The sequence below is a fragment of the Vibrio sp. KUL80 genome (assembly GCF_059725495.1).
In genome coordinates this window covers 850,030-867,793 of record NZ_AP045842.1, presented here as the reverse complement: position 1 = coordinate 867,793, position 17,764 = coordinate 850,030, and the positions used below count along the sequence as shown (strand labels likewise).

Genomic DNA, 17,764 nt, shown 5'->3' with positions numbered 1-17,764 from the left:
ATAAAGGGCGTCCATGTGACGCCCTTGTTTTTTCATTAGGCCGCACTATTTGAGTGTTTGAGTCATCTTTCCCGCCGGGTGTTCGAGCTCTATACGCGCGAAAGCACCGTTGATCAAAGTGAGATTAGGTGGTCGATGACCAATATCGAGATCGATCATTACAGGTATGTCGAGCTCTCTTAAGTGAGTTTCTAAAGCCTCATAGTAGCCTAGGTCGTTTGGGGAGCTCGAATCGGGAGCCGCATTGCGTCCAATGAGCAGCGCGCTAATGTTAGAAAATACGCCGCGAAATTTCATGCTGAGCAGCGTTCTAACCACTTCTGTCGGCGGCATTTCTGCATTCTCTAAATACAAGACAACACCTTCGGGATATCTATTTGCGAACGCGTCTAGATCGAGATACTCAGTACCAAACAGGTGCGATAGGGTGTCCCAACATCCGCCTATCAACCTTCCTTCCACGGTATTTCCTGATCTTGGCTGATTGAGCCAGCGCCATTGTGTTGGTGTGTCGAGATGTAGTCCTGAGTCTGGTGCGTTGACAAAATCAGGCCATCGACTTGCATAGTGAGTTTGTTCTTTTTGTATGAAGCTTTCGCCTGACGGCGTGCCTAAATTGGCGATGGTGCTTGAAGTCAGTGGGTCAATCGCATTTGGCGAGAGGTCCATTAAGTTCGAGCAATGGGCGGTTGCCCAGCCAAGTTTACTCGCGAAGACTGCAGAGATGGTACTGACATCCGAAAAACCGAGAATCCACTTAGGGCGAACGGTAGTGAGTTTTTTAAAGTCGATAAGTGGCAGAAGCTCCATCGCGACTTCTCCACCCCATGGTGGGTAAATAGCGTCAATATGGTCGTCCAGTAACATAGACATTAACTCATCCGCTCGTTCAGTCGCGGTGCCACTAACATGGTTCCCTTTGTCGAATAGACAATTGCCAATCACAAGGTTGAAGCCGAGAGATTCAAGGTGCTGAGTAACACATTCGAAGCGTGAAAGATGCTGAGGCGCGATGCCAGAGGAAAAGGCGGTGATACCTATGGTACTGCCGGCTGATAGTGGTTTCGGGTACTGCATGAACGGCTCCGATGTTAGCTATGATAGAGCCAGATTATCTGCTTAGTTTCATAAATACAATGAGTTAACAACGATTGGGTCGCTTAATTTAAGATGCTGCTTTGACGGTTCACAGAGCAGCATAATTGTGCTGGCTAGCGTTTATCTAGCGCGGTAAGGCCGATGAGCAGAGGGTTAGGGATAGGCTTACCAAGTTCTGGTAAAGGGCGTTCGCTGCTATCACCATAGCCAATTTTGAAGCGAACTCGATTAAGGCAGATCTTGTCGATGCTTTCGCTAAGCAAGTTGAACTGTTTAAAGCGCTCTTTGAGTTCAGGGTGCTCTGTCTGATACGTTTTGACTTCATCTGCCAAGTAGCCATAAAACAGTGCCTCTGATACTCCCTTACTCTCTAGCCAAGGAGAGACAAAGCGCAACACAGTAACAAAATGGCCAGTGAGCAAATCATGAACCAAATAGTGCGGCGGCAAACGGGTGAGGTTGTCTTGAATGCTTTGCTCTAGGGACGCCAGTTCGGGGTACGGTTGATCGACCAATCGAAGATCCCCATGGAAATCCTTGATCATACAGCCAGTTGGAATGTTATCTTCCAATACAAGTGTCACGTTTTGACCGTGAGCAACAAGACCGACACCATAGCGACACATTAGATGGTAAATTGGTATGACAACATGCCGAAACATAGCTCGCAACCACTGTTCATGAGATAGGCCTGATGAAGCGATAAGCTCATTAATGCACGCATTATCTTGCCCATCGTCTTGCATGAGTGTCGCCATAGAGAGTGGTCTTTGGTTATCACTCAGCACTGCCTCAGCTCGCTCTCGCCAAATACAACCCAGCATTTCGCTGTAGCGGTATGCGCCTTCGATCTTGGATTGGTAGGGGTGAGGGCAGTAAACGCCCCCTAACTCTTGTTGAACATGAAGGCCGTTATTCTTAAGGAGCGAATCTGTGCTTGCGATGTTTGCTAGCCATTTGGAAATCTCGGGTCCCTGCTGAATGTACTTTCCGGGTATGCCTCGATAGCAGGAGGTGTTGAGTATGGTGAGCGCGGTTTTCACATCATATGGCACAGAGTGGTCTAAAGTGCTCAGAGTACGAATGGATTGCTGAGGGATCCAGCTTCCGCCAAGCAAGCCGAGATCAATGATGTCTTCATTTTGGAGGTACTCTTGAAACTGAATAGTGATAAAGCGCTGGTATTGCCATGGATGAACGGCAAGCACGAGATATTCATTCAGGTCGCGTTGTGGGATCTTGGTGACAAGGCCAGAGTAGTCTTGCTCAGGCATTGTTTTGCTTAGTACATCAAGCGGAGTAAGGTCCGAGCGAAAGCCAAAATGACACAAATGCTTCTTGATAGCGATGTATCTGAGTTGGAAGCCTTCGCTTGTTTCTGGAGAGTACCGCGCAAGTTCTGCTTCTCCCCAACCTAATCGGCCTTTATTAGCAATGATTTTAGGGTGTGCATCGAGATACTTTTGTCTTTGAATTTCAGTGCAATAGACAATATCTTGGGTCGTCACTTTATCTAATGTCTCCGATCGCTTAATTTCACTGAACAGCGTTTGCTGTATTTCTTCTAAAAGACCCGACAGATCAATATCATTAATCGAAACTGTCTTTTGTAGATCAATTAAAAGCTGAGTAATTGTAGGGTTATTTTCGTCGTTACATTTAATTGAGCCAGCAATTGGGTTTCTCATCCCCCAAATACTTTGCTTTGCTTGATAAGACCAGCGTTGTCCATTTAAAACAATCTCTATATTTTCAATGCCTCCCGATTTCAGATAATAAGTGCGACATTCATGGGAAGGTGTAGAAGAGGAAGCCAACTGCTGAAAGTGGTACGCTCTTCTCGCCAAAGAAACAAGCAGTACTACCATGAATTATCAGCAGTTGACCGAGGGCAGAAGATACCAGATTTCTGCTCTTTTGGAACGGGGAATTTCAGTTTCTGAAATAGCTAAAACAGTTCAGTGCCACCGCTCAACGGTTTATCGAGAGCTTAAAAGAGGTCGTAAAAGCAACCATTACTGTCCAAGCACGGCACAGATGCTGTCCATTACGAGACGAAGAGCTGCGCTTAAATACCGAATACCAAAGGAGCGTGTTGACTTTATTCGTCTTCTTCTAGAGGCGGATTGGAGTCCAGAGCAGATTTCGAGTGTATTGACGAAAGCTGGCGCAGCAGTCAGCCATGAGTGGATTTATCGTTTTGTTGCTAGCGACAAGCGCTCAGGCGGTAAATTATATCGTCACTTGAGACAAGGCCATAAGCGGTATCGTCGTGGTAAAAAAGAGAAAGCTCCAGCGATTAAGAATGCCGTTTCAATTGATGACAGACCAAGCATTGTTGACAGCAGAGAGCGGTTTGGTGACTGGGAAATTGACACTGTTCTCGGGAAGCATGGCACAGGCGCAATGGTGACTATTTTAGAGCGCAAAACACGGTTTTACTTGGTAAAGAAAGTACCATCTAAGTCAGCCGATGATGTTACCCAGGCCACAATAGATCTACTGATGCCTTACAAGGAGCATGTGCATACTATCACCGCAGATAACGGGCGAGAGTTCGCTGGTCATGAAGCCATCGCGAAAGCGCTCAAGGCAGATGTGTACTTTGCTCACCCCTACAGCTCTTGGGAGCGAGGTGCTAATGAAAATGCGAACGGCCTTCTAAGGCAATATGTGAAGAAAGGAACCGACCTATCGACGGTGACAGACAGTGATATAGAGTTCGCCCTATCGCGGATAAATTATCGACCAAGAAAGTGTCTAGGCTTCAAACAGCCAGCCATAATATTTAACAAAATGGCTTTGGCTGCTTGATATTGGAGAGTGTCGCACTTCGCCGTTGAATTCGGGCTTCTTTAGTCTGCATTAGAGTATCGAATTCAAATAAATCCTCAAAATCTAGCTCACTAAATGCTTTAGCCATTAGCTTCTGGTTAGCCACTTCCCAACGTTGGTTTCTCACTACTATGAGCCTCTTCTATGCTATCTGTCTGATAATGCTATCAATATAAATGTTAAACAATTTATAGATAATGTATTGACAAACGATAGTGAGATCAACAATCATAGTGATAATTATTATCATTAACGTAACTTTTGTTGCACTCTTGTAGCCATGTGGATGTTAGGTGCCCTGCTCTCAATGGGGCTAAATCAGACTTTATTATTTAGTTTTCTGCCGTATGTAGCAGATGTGTTAGGCATATCTGGTAGTTCATTAGAATGGTCTGGCGTCATAATTTTGTTGAACGTTAATTTGCTGAGTTATTTTATTGGTTCAAGCTATTGGCCCAATAAAATAACAAGTGATGGTTTTGCGGTTAGTGCTCGTCTCACCTTTACAGGTTACGCTTTAGTTAGCGTGATTTTTATTGTTGTATTAACGCTATTGTCGTTTGATTTATCTTGGCATTGGTTGTCTCTGATTATTCTTGGTGCGACAAGATTTGCAATGGGGTATTTTTCCAGTGCATTTCTCCCTATTGCTCATGGATATATATTGGCGCAGAGCCATGACCATGCTTCGCAGTATAAACAGCTCTCCAGAGCAAGCAGTGCACTAACACTTGGCCGTTTAATCGGACCGGCCTTAGCGCTTATCCCCATAAATTGGCTTTTGATATTGGTGGTACCGCTTCTCCCCATGTTGTGGAGTTACGTTCAATGTCCTTCTACTGACAACAATAGACAAGACCACAAGTCCCAGGTCTTGCCTGTCATGCAGAGGCTCAAACTTGTCCCAACTTGGACGCTCATTTGTGCGCTACTCACCACCGCTTGGGTTGCAAGTTTTCAGTTAGCGTTAGCTCCTGAGATTCACCGTCTGATCCCCACGCCTACTGAGGCGAGTCACCAACTGGCGATGTTTCTACTCGGCGTCTCGGTCGTTGCCTTATTTGGTCAAGCTGTGCTTATGCCCTTGCTCGCCCAATTTATTAGGGTACGTATCAGTTTGATGATTCTTGGACTGCTTGTTTTCACCGCTTTAATCATCGCCAAACCAGCGACTTACCCAGTTTTAGTGATGGCAGGAGTGGGCTTGGCATTGGCGGTGTCGGCTCTTCCTACTTGGTATAGCCAAGTAACGTATCACAATGCGGATGAGCGCATAAGCAAGGTGTCTGTCAGTGGTTTGATTGCTCAAAGCCACTCCATAGGGCATCTCGTCGGAACGGGAGCCACGGCACTGTTTTTGTCCCTGGGCGTAAATGCGCTCTATGCATCAGTCCTATTTGCCTTACTTCTTTTGATCTCGATGTGCGCTATCGGTAGCACGTCATTGTCACCTTCAACTATGTCTATATCAGAAAAATAAAGGAACATTATGAACACTCTAGTGAGAAAGGGACTTCCCCTAAGCTCCTTAGCTCTTTTAGTCCACAGCACGGTTTACGCCGAGCCAAAGAACGATCTGGATACTGTGATTGTCACGGGTACTAAGATTCAAACCACGATTGCAGATTCTGCAACCACGATGTGGGTTATTGATCAAAAAGAGCTAGAAAAGCACATCAATGCCGGGACGGATTTGAAAGGTGCATTGGGTCGCTTAATCCCAGGGTTTGATTTTGGCAGTGGTAGTCGAACCAACTATTCACAGAATCTTCGTGGTCGTTCTGCACTAGTCATGATTGACGGCGTATCGCTTAACTCGACACGTGAAATCAGTCGTCAGTTTGACAGTATTGATCCTTTCAATATTGCTCGAGTTGAGGTGTTATCTGGTGCAACGGCATTGTTTGGCGCGGGTGCGTCGGGCGGTATCATCAACATCATCACCAAGAAAGGTGAGGCTGGCGATACCAAAGTGGAAGCGCGAATCGGAGGCGTATCTGGCTTTAACAGCAGTGAAGATTTGACCAAACAAGCGGCGCTCGCTATTTCTGGTGGTAACGACACTGTAGCGGGTCGACTCTCTGTCGCTTATGAGGGCAAGGGGGCCGCTTATGATGGTGACGGTAACATGATCATGCCAGATATCACTCAGACCGATATGCAGTTTAACCAAGCTATCGATGTCATGGGTAATTTGGAGGTCAATATTGATGAGCTGCAATTGCTCTCTCTAACAGCACAGTACTACGATAGTCAGCAAGATACCGAGTATGGCGCCTACTTAGGTCCTAACTTAGCCGGTCTATTTGGTTTTCCTGAGCTGATTGAGATCCGCAAAGGACTTAAGCTCGATGAGCAACCACATACAGAACGCGTCTTTGTGAATGCGCAATACAAACATGACAGCGTGTTAGACCACGCCTTGCTTGCTCAACTTTACTATCGCAGCGAGTCATTGGGCTTCTTCCCATTCCCTGACACAACGACACCGATGTACGGTTCCTCTGTTCAGGATACCAGCATCTTTGGCGGTAAGCTGATGCTGCAAAAAGAGTGGCAGGATGTGGCATTAAATTACGGTGGTGAATATGCCTCGGAAACCTTCAGTGCAAAGCAGCGCGTATTTGATCTGCAAAAAGCGATGGCGTCTGGTGCGATGGAGTTTGAAAAGCTTCGTGAATTGCAGCGCTATCCGGATATCGACACGCAAAACGCAGCGCTGTTTGCTCAGGCTAACTGGCGCGTGGCAGAAGATTGGTTACTAACCGGTGGCGTGCGTTATCAAAAGACTCGTTTTGATGTCAGCGACTTCGTTGGCTTATCGCAGCAAGAGTATGTAGCAGCGGGTTTACTCTCTGGTGCCGACGCTATCCCTGGTGGCAGCTCATCAACAGACGTTTGGTTGTTTAACGCAGGTGGTGTCTACGACTTAGCGGATAGCCAGCAGCTATGGGCAAACTTTAGCCAAGGATTTAACGTACCGGACCCTGCCAAATTCTACGGAAAAGGCACCTATGATCTGACATCCAACCCAGGACACGCAACACTAACTAACAGCGTTAACATCAATAATACGCCGCTACCTGGTGTGAAAACGAACTCGATCGAGCTGGGTTGGCGTGCCAGCGGTAATAGCTATCAAACTCAGATTGCAGGCTACTACTCGCTATCGGATAAAACGCAGAAGATTAACACCAGTGATCTGACGTTGGACGTCGGCAGTGAAGAGAGCCGAATCTACGGTATTGAAGGCCAGTTTGATTACTACTTCACTCAGAATATTTACGCTGGTGTACAAGGTCAGTGGATCCGCAGCGAAGAGAAGAACCAAGGTGCTTGGCAGGATATGACCGCCCAGTTTGCTAGCCCATCAAGCGCGGTAACTCGCGTAGGTTATGACAACCTTGATTATGGTATGGAAGTGTTCTTGCAGTCACTGGCTGACTATGAAGATGCCGATAACAACAAGCTAAATGGTTACAACATCGTGGGCTTGTCTAGCTGCTACATGCTGCCTGTTGGTCAGATCAACTTCGGTATTGAGAACCTATTCAATACAACATACGAAACGATCTGGAGTCAACGAGCACAAGTATTGTACAGCGCGGTGTCGGCACCAGAATTGTTCAAATACAACGGTCAGGGTCGAACCTTCGCACTTAGCTACAGTGCTGAGTTCTAGTCAAACTATGACTCACCTCCGCTGATGGGGGTGAGCATCTAGATTGACCTAAAGAACGACAACCTTCTATCAAACGTCAGTTGGCTCAAGAAATATAACAATGAAACAAGAACTCAGTGATTTATATCAGCGCGTGTCCTATCACGTGCATGAAATGCGCGCGCCTGCGCCCGACAATAAGCAAATGCAAGCCATTCTCCAGGCGGCAATGAGTACTCCCGATCATGGCAGACTCAAACCTTGGCATTTTCTGGTGATCGAGTCATCACAGATCCCTCACATGATTGCGAACTTACGTGATGCGTGGCTCGCACACGACAAACAGGTATCAACCGCGCAAGCGAATCGACTAGCGGACTACCTCGCAAAGGCGCCAAGCCTAGTTCTGATTTCTGCGAAGGTGCAAGAGCATCGCGAAGTGAGCAAACAAGATCAACTGTTCTCTGCGGCGGCAGCGTGTCAGATGACCTTACTCGCCGCCGATCAATCAGGTTTTGGCGGCGTTTGGTACTCCACCGATGCGATTGAGTTGCCGGGTATTCGACAGTTACTCGGACTTACGGAAGCACACGTCCCCGTGGGCTTTATGATGTTCGGGACACCAGTAGAAAAGCGAACTAAAAAAAGAGGCAGTGTGAGCGCACATACTCAAGTTTGGCACGGACCTAACCAAGTCACTCATTGGTTAGACGAGCATTAAGGATTAGCAAGATATGACACATTCACTGACTTTTCAGTCCTTCTTTAACAGTTTATTCGTCGATATGCAGGGAAGTACGAATCTATGCCAAATCAACAACAAAGCGGTACAGTGCGCAACCTTTGAGCTCAATAATGCCCAGCTTTGGTTGCCACTTAGTTATTGCTCACCAACGGGTCGTCATCGGTATAAAGAGACGCTCTACCTTAGCCAAGATGATCACTGCCAACTTTTATCTTTCCCAGAATCGCTAGATTGGGTATTGGCGAACTACGATGATGGCGATGCAGCAAAGCGAGATCGACTCATTCAGCGCGTTGGTGCATCGGATGAGTTTGTTCAGCGAGCGAGCCAATCTAAGCAAAAGCGTGGTGCTGGCGAGCCTGTGACTTTTATCGAATCGGAACAGTCGCTGATTGGTGGGCACAGTATGCACCCAACACCAAAAAGCTGTGCGCCACTGACTCAAGAGGAGCAGGCAGTATACCTGCCAGAGTTTGAAAATAGCTTTTCGATAGAGTGGTTTTCCATCTCCAAAGAGCGCCTGATGTCAGAGTCAGTTGGGGAATCTGCTCACTCCAAACTGGAGGCGCTATTTAAGCTAAGCATTGCGGATAGCAAGCGACCGAATCTCGCAGAAAATCATGTAGCTTTCCCAATGCACCCTTTGCAAGCAAAAGCGTGGCGAGAGAGCGATGATTTCGCCGCGATGGCCAGTGACATGGTTGATTTGAACATAAGTAGTGCAGGGTGGCGGGCGACCTCTTCGACCCGTGCTATTTATCATCCGGATATGCCATGGATGCTCAAGGTTTCACTACCTATCAAATTGACCAATTCGCTGCGCTTGCTATCGGTTAAGGAGGCAAAACGCGGAATTCTGTTTAGCCGCTTATTGGGGCACGAGGCAGGACATGAGCTTTCTCAGCGCTTGCCAACGACAACCTTTTTCGAAGAGCCTGCTTGAGCAACGGTCACAAACCCACAAGGAGAAGGTTTAGACTTGCCTCTAATTAGTTTGCGCGATAATCCATTCTTTGCTGAAAAGCGCACCCAATTGGCGAGTACTTCAGCCAATGAAGGCAACACTCACCTGCTTGCGACGGTTAACCAAGTTTGCGTAGGGCTGCAGCAAGCTCAGGTTGTCAGTTGGGTTCAGCAAGTCGCCCTGCGCGAAGACATTTCTCAATATCAAGCGGCATGCGATTGGATCGGTGCATTTATGCAAAACGTCATTGCACCACTTTGTATCGCGCGCAGCGATTACGGTGTGGTTATGCTTGCCCATCAACAGAACATACTTTTGCGAGTTGATAACGGAATGCCAGCGAGCATGATGTATCGTGACTGCCAAGGCAGTGGCGTGACAGAACTTGCTTTAGAGCGTTTTGCTTCAGTGTTTGAAGGTGAAAAGCCAGAGTATTTCATGGAAGGTGAGTTTGTTAATCCTTATCTTGCCTATTATCTGATTGGTAACTCTTTGATCAACACAGTGGCTATCATTGCAGCAAGCGGCATGGTGACAGAACAAGTGCTGTATCAGGTATGTCGAGAAAAGCTAGCGGCATTGGCAGCAGCATCACCAGTAGACCCTAGCTTTTATAACTACTTGTTGAACTCAGATACCTTGCACTGGAAACGAAATTTTCTATGTTTTGTCGAAGAGCACAATGAAGCGACACTTAGCGACCCGACTAAGATCTATCGCGAGATCCCTAACCCGCTCAGCGAGGGCGCGCTCCCTGATTGCGTAAAGCCTCTACCTGATGGCTTTGATGTTGCGATTTTTCCGGTAGCGACTAATCAATGGTCTCTTAAAACCAATGGTATTGAACGTGGTCTTTTAAGCGTAAACGAGACTAACTGTGTTATCTCAGTAAAAGTCGATACCGGAGATCCGCTTATCTATTGGTCTGGTTTAGAGCACGCTTTCTTTGCGCTGGATTGTCAACAAATCACCTGTGAACTCGCACCTGAGTTTGTCCGAGGTTGTCTTGATACTGCGCAACGAATGACGAGAGCGAGTTTTTTGGAACATGCCCCAATTTGGCATCAGCCAGATCATAAACCGACCGGTGAGATTAGGTTAGAAGCAAGTAATGGTTTAACTCATCCGCCGAGGCCAGCTAAGCCAGTAGGCGTTTTTTATCAGCGCTATATCTACGGTCTGAATAAGGTGCTGACGTTTCGAAAGGCGTCGCTTTCCAGAGATCTTGAGTGCTTCAATCGTTGGCACAATGATCCTGCGATTTCACCTGTATGGGAGTTGGAAGGATCTCACCAAGACCATATCGACTACTTAACCAAAATGGAAATGGATCCTCATCAGTTTCCAGTTATTGGTGAGTTTGATGGGGTGCCATTTGGGTACTTTGAAATCTACTGGACGCCAGAAGATCGCTTAGGACCGTACTATCAAGCGCAAGATTTTGATCGTGGTGCTCACATGCTCTCGGCTAACCCTCGTTTTCGCGGCTGGCGATATTTCTCAGTTTGGTCTAGAGGCATCGTGCACTACTGCTTTCTAGCTAACGCCAAAACCAACAATGTAATGGGAGAGCCAAGAGCGGATAACAAAAAAGTCCTTGCCCTAACTGAACGGATTGGATTTGAGCATCTGTTTGATTTCGATTTCCCACATGAGAGAGCGGCGATGCTGCAATGCAAGCGCGAACGCTTCTTTGAGTTTTATACGTCCCAGGCTAGGTAGGTAATAGAATGAAAACAAAAGATTTTGATTTAGTAGGTGTCGGCATTGGTCCGTTCAACCTAAGTATAGCTGCGTTAGCAGCACCGAAGTCAGAGCTCAGCACGCAGTTTTTGGAGCGAAAGCCAGAGTTTGCATGGCACCCTGGTTTGCTCCTCAATCATGCCAAGATGCAGACCTCTTTCTTAAAAGACTTAGTCACCGCGGTTGACCCAACAAGCCCGTATTCGTTTTTGAATTATTTGGTACAAAAACAGAAGTTTTATCCGTTTACAGCGCGCGGCGACTTTATGATTTCTCGTCTAGAGTTCTCAGACTATATGGCGTGGGTTGCGAAACAATTGCCTAATACCCAGTTTGATTCAGGGGTGAGTGATGTGCGTTTCGAAGGCGATCATTTTGTTATTCAGTCCAACGGGCAGACTCTTACTAGCAAACATCTTGTAGTAGGGACGGGAACCCAACCTGTCGTTCCGGATTGTGCAAAGGGTAAGCTGGCCGACAACTGTTTCCATGCTCACGAAATGATGCAACGTAAACCGGATCTTCGCGGCAAGCGAGTGGTGATTGTAGGTGGTGGACAAACTGGCGCTGACATCTTTCAGCACATTTTTTCGGGTGACTTTGGTAAGCCACGTCAGCTTGATTGGATATCTCGCCGAGCAAATCTAGAAGGGTTGGATGAGAGCTGCTTTAGCGACCAATTCTTTATGCCCGATTACGTGAATCAGTTCTATCATTTGGACAAAGCGCAGCAAGCACGAGAGGTCTCTCGGCAAAAACTCACCAGCGACGGTATTACAGACGACTGCCTGAGTACCCTTTATCAGGCCTTGTATCATGACAAGTATGTGTTGCAAAACCCTAAGTGGTGGAGCATTCAACCTCATCAGGAACTCGTAGGTTTAGAAATGGTAGGGGAGCTAAATCAGATCACACTCAAGCATGGGATTACCAATAATATCAAGGCGCTACAGGCTGATGTCGTGATTCTTTGCACTGGATTCAAGCGAGTGCTAGCGCCGTGCTTAGAGAACATTGCTGACCAGCTACAACTTGATGAGCTGGGGCGTCCTTTATTGAATGAAGACTATGCGGCGTTTTGGAAGCAGCCAACTGACAGCAAACTATTTGTCGTGAACTCGGGTACTCACAACCATGGCATTATCGAACCCCAGTTGAGTTTGGCCGCTTGGCGAGCGGCGACAATCCTAAATAGTGTCAGTGATAAATTGCTCTATAACAATACCAGCTCAAGCAACATTATGGATTGGGATTTACACTCTTCTTCGATTCCGCAGATAGTCCAAAATAGCAACCCGCTCGATATTGCATCGTGAACAGTGCACCGTAAACAGTAAGCCCCGCATTGAATGCGGGGCTTACTGGTGTTTGAAGGTTTCTCTGACTTACGCGCGCACTCTTAAAGAATGTGAATGCAAGTTGTAGGTGATCGCGGTTGTCTGCCCTTGTTGAATGATGCTGAAGCATACTTCGTTGTCATTCCAAGAGACATCACTAAGAGTCGTATCATCATCCGAGTTCGACATATCGTGCAGTACAATTGTATTCAATGTTGCCGCATCAGAGCGAACTAGCGTGTAGGCTAAATTTGACGTTGCGGGATTATCCGGCGCTTCACCGATCAATACATCACAAGGTGAATCAAAGCGCATGTGTTGCTTAAATGGCTGTTGACCTTCTATGTCGTAATGTCCGTTGTAAGCTTGAACCGAAGTTAAAATACGAGTCTCGGTCATCCGTTCTAGCGGTCCATTTAGCGGGTTTTTGCAAGATTCAAAGTCTTTAAGCTCGAAGTGAGTGCCTCGAACATGATAGGTCAAGTCGAGCTGTTGCCTGTGCGGGTTCGCTATGAAGTTTGCTTCAATGTAGGCATCTCCCACACAAAATAGTATGCGTCTAAACATCACATTCTGATAAGAGGCGTTATCCCATTGCTCAATGGTGTGACTGTCAACTTTTGCTGGTGGCTGGTTCCAATCTGCTAACGTATCGATGACCTTACAGATCGGAGAGTCGGAGAAGTGCAGCAATGTTGGGTTAATTGGCGATTGGTTTTGCTGATTCACAACGAGTGTGTTGTGGGTGGCGGTATTTTTGTAGTAACCATAATGAAGCTCTGCTCCGTAGCCAGTGGTACCGAGATCGGGCAGGATCTCTTTGCCGTCACGTACCAAAATAAGACCTAGTCGATCGTAGTGATCATGCTCACCGCCATAAGGGCTGTGCTTAAGAAGCATGGCGTTATTTTGCAGTTGATCGTAATGAATCGTCACACCTGCTTGCGGAGTATGAATAGAGCGGCACTGTAACGGCAGCGCTTTCGGTAAAGTATCGACACCGTAGAGCAGTGCATCAATATTGTCGCGTGAGATGTTCTGATAGATGCTCGATAGAGCACTAGCAAACTCGTCACATGGGTATTGAGCGTAAGCGAACTCGAACAAATGAGAGTGCGTGATTTTCTCTTGCCCAGCAATACAATCGTTAAGGCGCGGGAAGTCGCCTGTATTTAGTACCAGGTTCAATGGAAACTTTAGCATCTTCAGGAAGTTCGGATTTGAGCTCACCGAGTAAGGGGTGTGATACGCCATCTTCTCGAAGTTTAACAGTGCTTGCAGGGCATAGTAATGATAGTGGATTGAGCCTTCGAACCACATCCCCTCTTCAGTACAACCATTATTGAGTTGGTAGTGAATACCGTAGTCAGTATTCAGCGCGAATTCGATGTAACGGCTGTCGTCGAGTATTAATCCTATCACACCGATAGTGGCATTGATTTTCATCTCGTGGTTGTGCAACTGATCGGTGCGATACTCCATCAAGAACTCAGCGCCTTCACGCAATAAACGCTGTTCTATGTAGTCACGTTCTTCGGCAGTAAACTCGGAGCGAACAAAATCATAGCCGCGAGCAAGATCCAAGTGACAGTTGGCTTCACAAAGCGTTTGTGCGTTGGCTTTACCTGGACCATTGTAGGGGATGCCACCATGCACTTCGTAGTCCGGATAATATTTGGCAGACTGCAGCAGAATTTCTTTTACTTTCAGAAGAAAGCGCGACTCCCCAGTAAGGTTCCAAAGTAGGCCTAAGTCATAGCAAGCCTTTGCATTTAGTCCGTTCAGCCAACGCCACCATGCGCCGTCATAAGGTTCACCAGTAAACTCTTTGCCATCGACAGGACAGCAGTGAGAGTTAGGTTTGTTTCTATCCCAAGTCAGACGAACGCCGTGCTCAGGGCAAAAATAATAGAGGTTCCAGGTTGCACGACCGTCTGGTGGTACTAGTGTGTCGCTGTTGAGTACCACCTCATTATCTTTAATTAGTTGTGAAATAGTCTCGTCAGAGGCGCGCTGTTTAATGGTTTGGATTTGTTGTTCACTGAATTGGATCATTGTGCGTCCCCTGTGACTTCATGTTGAGGAAAGTTGAAATAGCGCAGTGCATTGTAATAACAGATATTTTGAATCGTTTGTTTGAGAAGACTCTCATCGTTGGGCAATTCCCCACTCTCTACCCAAGATGCGAGGAGGTTGCATAGAACGCGGCGGAAGTATTCGTGACGACTCATTGAGAAAATATTTCTCGAGTCCGTTAACATGCCAACAAAGCGACCGAGCGCTCCGAGGTTTTTGAGCGTAGTTAGTTGAGCCTCCATGCCATCTTTGTGGTCGTTAAACCACCACGCAGCGCCAAACTGAATTTTTCCGGCTGCGGTATCACTGTCTTGGAATGCCCCGGCAATACAGCTGAGTATGGCGTTGTGATTTGGATTGATGCTGTAGAGGATGGTTTTTGGTAGTTGGTCACTGGCATCGAGCGCGCTGAGCAGCTGTGTAAGCCCTTCGGCGATCAAACGATCATTAATCACACTAAACCCAGTCCCCCCTCCGAGAGCCAGCTTTCTTCTCTCGTTCACATTGACGAGCACTCCGATATGAACTTGCATTGCCCAACCACGCGCATGGTATTGCTTGCCAAGCTCCTGAAACAGATAGGTTTTGAACTGAATGATTTCTCTGTCTGATAGAGGGTGCTGCTCGAGGATTTTTTGGAAAATATTGGATGCCTTAGTTTGGTCGCAAGACTCAAATTCAACGATAGTCAACCCAAGGTCAGAGAGTCGACAGCCCAGATTATGGAATACGTCCATTCTCATCGTGATGGCATGCATCAGATCACCAAGTGACGTTATGTCACATGCCGTTAGGTGTTCCAATGCATTGATAGTGCGGCGATAGCTTTCGACATCGGTAAAGCCAAACAGATCATCAGCTCGAAATGTCGGTAGTACGTCTACCTCAAAGTCAGACTCAGCGATGAGCTGGTGGTAGTTAAGCTCTGACAATGGAGAATCGGTGGTGCAAAGTGTTTTGACCTTACACTGCTTCAACACATTTCGAGTACTGAGTCTTTGCGTCGCCAATTCTGATTGGCAGTGTGCCCAGATGGCATCGCTGTTTTTGGGATCAAGTAAGAGATCACAGTTGAAGAATCGCTTTAATTCTAGATGTGACCATTGATAGAGGGGATTACCCAAAATAAATGGGGCAGTTTCGCACCACTTTTCAAACTTCTCTCGATCACTTGCATCACCCGTAACATAGAACTCATCCACACCATTGCTACGCATGGCACGCCACAGGTAATGGTCGCTGTGCAACCAACTTTGGGCAATATTGCTAGCACAGTAGTCTTCCCAAATCTCTTTGGCATCGAGGTGGTTGTGATAATCGATAATTGGCATCTCGCTTGCGAAGCTGTGATATAGATGCTGCGCGAGAGGTGATGCTAAAAGAAAATTGTCGTTGATATAGTCTTTGCTCATACGCTCTGTCTCAAAATACTAAGTAAGACACTGACTTTTTGCCTTACTTAACACTCTAAACAAGGGGCTGGAGACCAGCCCCTGTATGGTTAATTAGCTTTGTGCTTGAAGAGTGAAAACTGTGGTTTCTTTTGCGCTTTTAAGCAGTAAAGCCCCCACCGTTACAACAACACCGCCGCAGAATAGGAACGCCATGCGACCCCAGAATGGATTCGGAATAAGAACCATGGTGATAACTAAAGCACCAAACACAAGAATCAACTTACCAAGCATGCTACGTTGCTGGCGATCCACCGCATCTTGACCCGCTTCTTCAACAACTGGAGTGGCTACGTCAGTCCAGAACTCGTTGAGTTCAGTCTTACGCTCGCCGACAGGTTCTTTGTAGAACTTAGTGGTTAGACAGAAGAAACCGCCGGTGAATACTAGGTGACCAATGATGCCGTTCATGACTGTCATGTCTGCTGCTTCACGGCTAGTGAAACCACCCTCGATACCAAGCAGGTTAGCGATAACGTCAGGTGTAATCACAAAGCTCACCATGTAAGACACAACCATACCAACAGCCAGTGTTCCCCACGCCGCCCAATCTGGTGTCTTCTTAATGAACATACCAAAGAACAGAGGCACTAGGATTGGCATTTGAAGAAGTGTACTGACGTACATCATAGCATCAAACAGGCTTAGACCGCGCAGCGAGTTAATGAACAATGCAACAGCGATGATAAGAGTGCCGAAGACAATAGTTACGCCTTGGCTCACACGCATCAGCTTTTTCTCAGACGCATTTTTATTGATGATAGGGCTGTAGAAGTTACGGACAAATACCCCAGCGTTTCGGTTTAGACCTGAATCCATCGAAGACATGGTCGCTGCAAACACGGCTGACATTAGAAGACCCACCATACCGACAGGCATGACTCGCTCTACGAACACCAAGTAAACGGCATCTGCTGCTTTACTACCAAGCGCATCTGCGTGAGCCAGTGCTGCATCTGGATAAATAATTGCAGTTACCCAAGGTGGCATAAACCAAATCGCTGGACCAATCAACATGAGAACAAAGGCAAGTAATGCCGCTTTGCGTGCGTTAGTAGAGTCTTTCGCCGTTAGGAAGCGGTAAGAGTCTTGCATGTTGTTGATGTTTTGAAGCTGTTTGACAAACATGAAGATAAACCAAGCCACAAACAGCAATGGATAGTTCATGTTTGGACCCATAATTGAATCTGCTGGGAACTGCTCAATTAAGTTTGATGGACCACCAATTTTTATCAATGCCGCAACAGCACAAACTACCGTTACTGCCGTGATCACTACCATCTGTACAAAGTCAGAAGCGACCACGCCCCAAGAGCCACCAATCACTGAAATAAACAGTACGATTAAACCAGTAACCACAATCGTCGTTTCAATGTCGATCTTGAACACTGCGCTCACAAATAGAGCAAGGCCGTTAAGCCAAATACCAGTATAAACAATGCTGGTTGGCATGGTTGCCCAGGTGAACACCTGTTCGTTGGTTGCACCGAAACGACGTCTAACGCCTTCTACTGGTGTGACTACACGCATCTGGCGGAAACGATAAGAGAAGAACAACCAAGAGAGTAGGAAACCAAAGGCGTTAGCCATAAAGATAACCATAACTGGAAAGCCATCTGTAAACGCTTTACCAGCGGCACCAGTAAACGTCCAGGCACTGAACTGTGTCATGAAGGCGGTAGAGCCGACCATCCACCAGAGCATTTTACCGCCCCCACAGAAGTAATCACCGGTTGAATTGCCAGCGAGACGCTTGAATATGACACCTACAGCGATCATGAAGATGAAGTAGACGCCGACAACAAAAATGTCGATATTCATTACACTTACCCTTAAAAAATGAAATTTCTAACT

General features: G+C 46.8%; 12 protein-coding genes. 7 read left to right on the top strand and 5 right to left on the bottom strand.

The genetic code is table 11. The annotated features are described in order from the left end of the window. Nucleotides 1-45: 45 nt before the first annotated feature. Together AC6I8U_RS20515 and AC6I8U_RS20510 are read right to left on the bottom strand one after the other, a co-directional pair. Nucleotides 46-1,077, bottom strand: coding sequence for a S66 family peptidase (locus tag AC6I8U_RS20515; protein ID WP_498019525.1), 1,032 nt, complete (start codon nucleotides 1,075-1,077; stop codon nucleotides 46-48). Nucleotides 1,078-1,211: 134 nt separating this feature from the next. After that, the gene (locus AC6I8U_RS20510) at nucleotides 1,212-2,966 is read right to left on the bottom strand and encodes an IucA/IucC family protein (protein WP_498019524.1); all 1,755 of its coding nucleotides are present in this window, start codon (nucleotides 2,964-2,966) and stop codon (nucleotides 1,212-1,214) included. Here AC6I8U_RS20510 and AC6I8U_RS20505 point away from each other — a divergent pair. From AC6I8U_RS20505 to AC6I8U_RS20475, 7 genes are all read left to right on the top strand, one after another. Then, a complete protein-coding gene (locus AC6I8U_RS20505) occupies nucleotides 2,965-3,912 on the top strand; it encodes an IS30 family transposase (protein ID WP_498018479.1) in 948 nt (315 codons plus the stop codon). The genes AC6I8U_RS20510 and AC6I8U_RS20505 overlap by 2 nt on opposite strands. Nucleotides 3,913-4,240: 328 nt before the next feature. Next, a complete protein-coding gene (locus AC6I8U_RS20500; RefSeq protein ID WP_498019523.1) occupies nucleotides 4,241-5,413 on the top strand; it encodes a hypothetical protein in 1,173 nt (390 codons plus the stop codon). 9 nt (nucleotides 5,414-5,422) lie between these two features. Next, nucleotides 5,423-7,615, top strand: a complete 2,193-nt coding sequence (locus tag AC6I8U_RS20495; protein ID WP_498019522.1) for a TonB-dependent receptor — start codon at nucleotides 5,423-5,425, stop codon at nucleotides 7,613-7,615. 100 nt (nucleotides 7,616-7,715) lie between these two features. Beyond that, the gene (locus AC6I8U_RS20490; protein WP_498019521.1) at nucleotides 7,716-8,315 is read left to right on the top strand and encodes a nitroreductase family protein; all 600 of its coding nucleotides are present in this window, start codon (nucleotides 7,716-7,718) and stop codon (nucleotides 8,313-8,315) included. A gap of 13 nt (nucleotides 8,316-8,328) precedes the next feature. Then, entirely contained in the window at nucleotides 8,329-9,282 is a 954-nt protein-coding gene (locus tag AC6I8U_RS20485; protein WP_498019520.1) for an IucA/IucC family protein, read from the top strand. Between the two features lie 36 nt (nucleotides 9,283-9,318). Continuing rightward, nucleotides 9,319-11,025, top strand: a complete 1,707-nt coding sequence (locus AC6I8U_RS20480) for a GNAT family N-acetyltransferase (RefSeq protein WP_498019519.1) — start codon at nucleotides 9,319-9,321, stop codon at nucleotides 11,023-11,025. An 8-nt stretch (nucleotides 11,026-11,033) separates the two neighbouring features. Further along, complete coding sequence (locus AC6I8U_RS20475; RefSeq protein WP_498019518.1) at nucleotides 11,034-12,362, top strand: lysine N(6)-hydroxylase/L-ornithine N(5)-oxygenase family protein; 1,329 nt, start codon at nucleotides 11,034-11,036, stop codon at nucleotides 12,360-12,362. Nucleotides 12,363-12,431: 69 nt separating this feature from the next. Here AC6I8U_RS20475 and AC6I8U_RS20470 read toward each other — a convergent pair whose 3' ends face one another. The 3 genes from AC6I8U_RS20470 to AC6I8U_RS20460 form a co-directional block, all read right to left on the bottom strand. Continuing rightward, nucleotides 12,432-14,438 (bottom strand): heparinase II/III domain-containing protein, encoded by a 2,007-nt coding sequence (locus AC6I8U_RS20470; RefSeq protein WP_498019517.1) that lies wholly within the window; start codon nucleotides 14,436-14,438, stop codon nucleotides 12,432-12,434. Continuing rightward, nucleotides 14,435-15,871: a glucuronate isomerase gene (gene uxaC, locus AC6I8U_RS20465; protein WP_498019516.1), complete on the bottom strand. Its 1,437-nt coding sequence runs from the start codon at nucleotides 15,869-15,871 to the stop codon at nucleotides 14,435-14,437. The genes AC6I8U_RS20470 and uxaC overlap by 4 nt, the downstream gene beginning before the upstream one ends. Nucleotides 15,872-15,964: 93 nt before the next feature. Beyond that, nucleotides 15,965-17,731, bottom strand: a complete 1,767-nt coding sequence (locus AC6I8U_RS20460) for a sodium:solute symporter family protein (protein WP_498019515.1) — start codon at nucleotides 17,729-17,731, stop codon at nucleotides 15,965-15,967. Nucleotides 17,732-17,764: the final 33 nt, after the last annotated feature.

Excerpts from the sequence above, each read along its gene's own strand:
- AC6I8U_RS20515 (WP_498019525.1), bottom strand. The coding sequence starts at position 1,077 with ATGCAGTACCCGAAACCACTATCAGCCGGCAGTACCATAGGTATCACC.
- AC6I8U_RS20505 (WP_498018479.1), top strand. The coding sequence starts at position 2,965 with ATGAATTATCAGCAGTTGACCGAGGGCAGAAGATACCAGATTTCTGCT.
- AC6I8U_RS20510 (WP_498019524.1), bottom strand. The coding sequence starts at position 2,966 with ATGGTAGTACTGCTTGTTTCTTTGGCGAGAAGAGCGTACCACTTTCAG.
- AC6I8U_RS20500 (WP_498019523.1), top strand. The coding sequence starts at position 4,241 with ATGGGGCTAAATCAGACTTTATTATTTAGTTTTCTGCCGTATGTAGCA.
- AC6I8U_RS20495 (WP_498019522.1), top strand. The coding sequence starts at position 5,423 with ATGAACACTCTAGTGAGAAAGGGACTTCCCCTAAGCTCCTTAGCTCTT.
- AC6I8U_RS20490 (WP_498019521.1), top strand. The coding sequence starts at position 7,716 with ATGAAACAAGAACTCAGTGATTTATATCAGCGCGTGTCCTATCACGTG.
- AC6I8U_RS20485 (WP_498019520.1), top strand. The coding sequence starts at position 8,329 with ATGACACATTCACTGACTTTTCAGTCCTTCTTTAACAGTTTATTCGTC.
- AC6I8U_RS20475 (WP_498019518.1), top strand. The coding sequence starts at position 11,034 with ATGAAAACAAAAGATTTTGATTTAGTAGGTGTCGGCATTGGTCCGTTC.
- AC6I8U_RS20470 (WP_498019517.1), bottom strand. The coding sequence starts at position 14,438 with ATGATCCAATTCAGTGAACAACAAATCCAAACCATTAAACAGCGCGCC.
- uxaC (WP_498019516.1), bottom strand. The coding sequence starts at position 15,871 with ATGAGCAAAGACTATATCAACGACAATTTTCTTTTAGCATCACCTCTC.
- AC6I8U_RS20460 (WP_498019515.1), bottom strand. The coding sequence starts at position 17,731 with ATGAATATCGACATTTTTGTTGTCGGCGTCTACTTCATCTTCATGATC.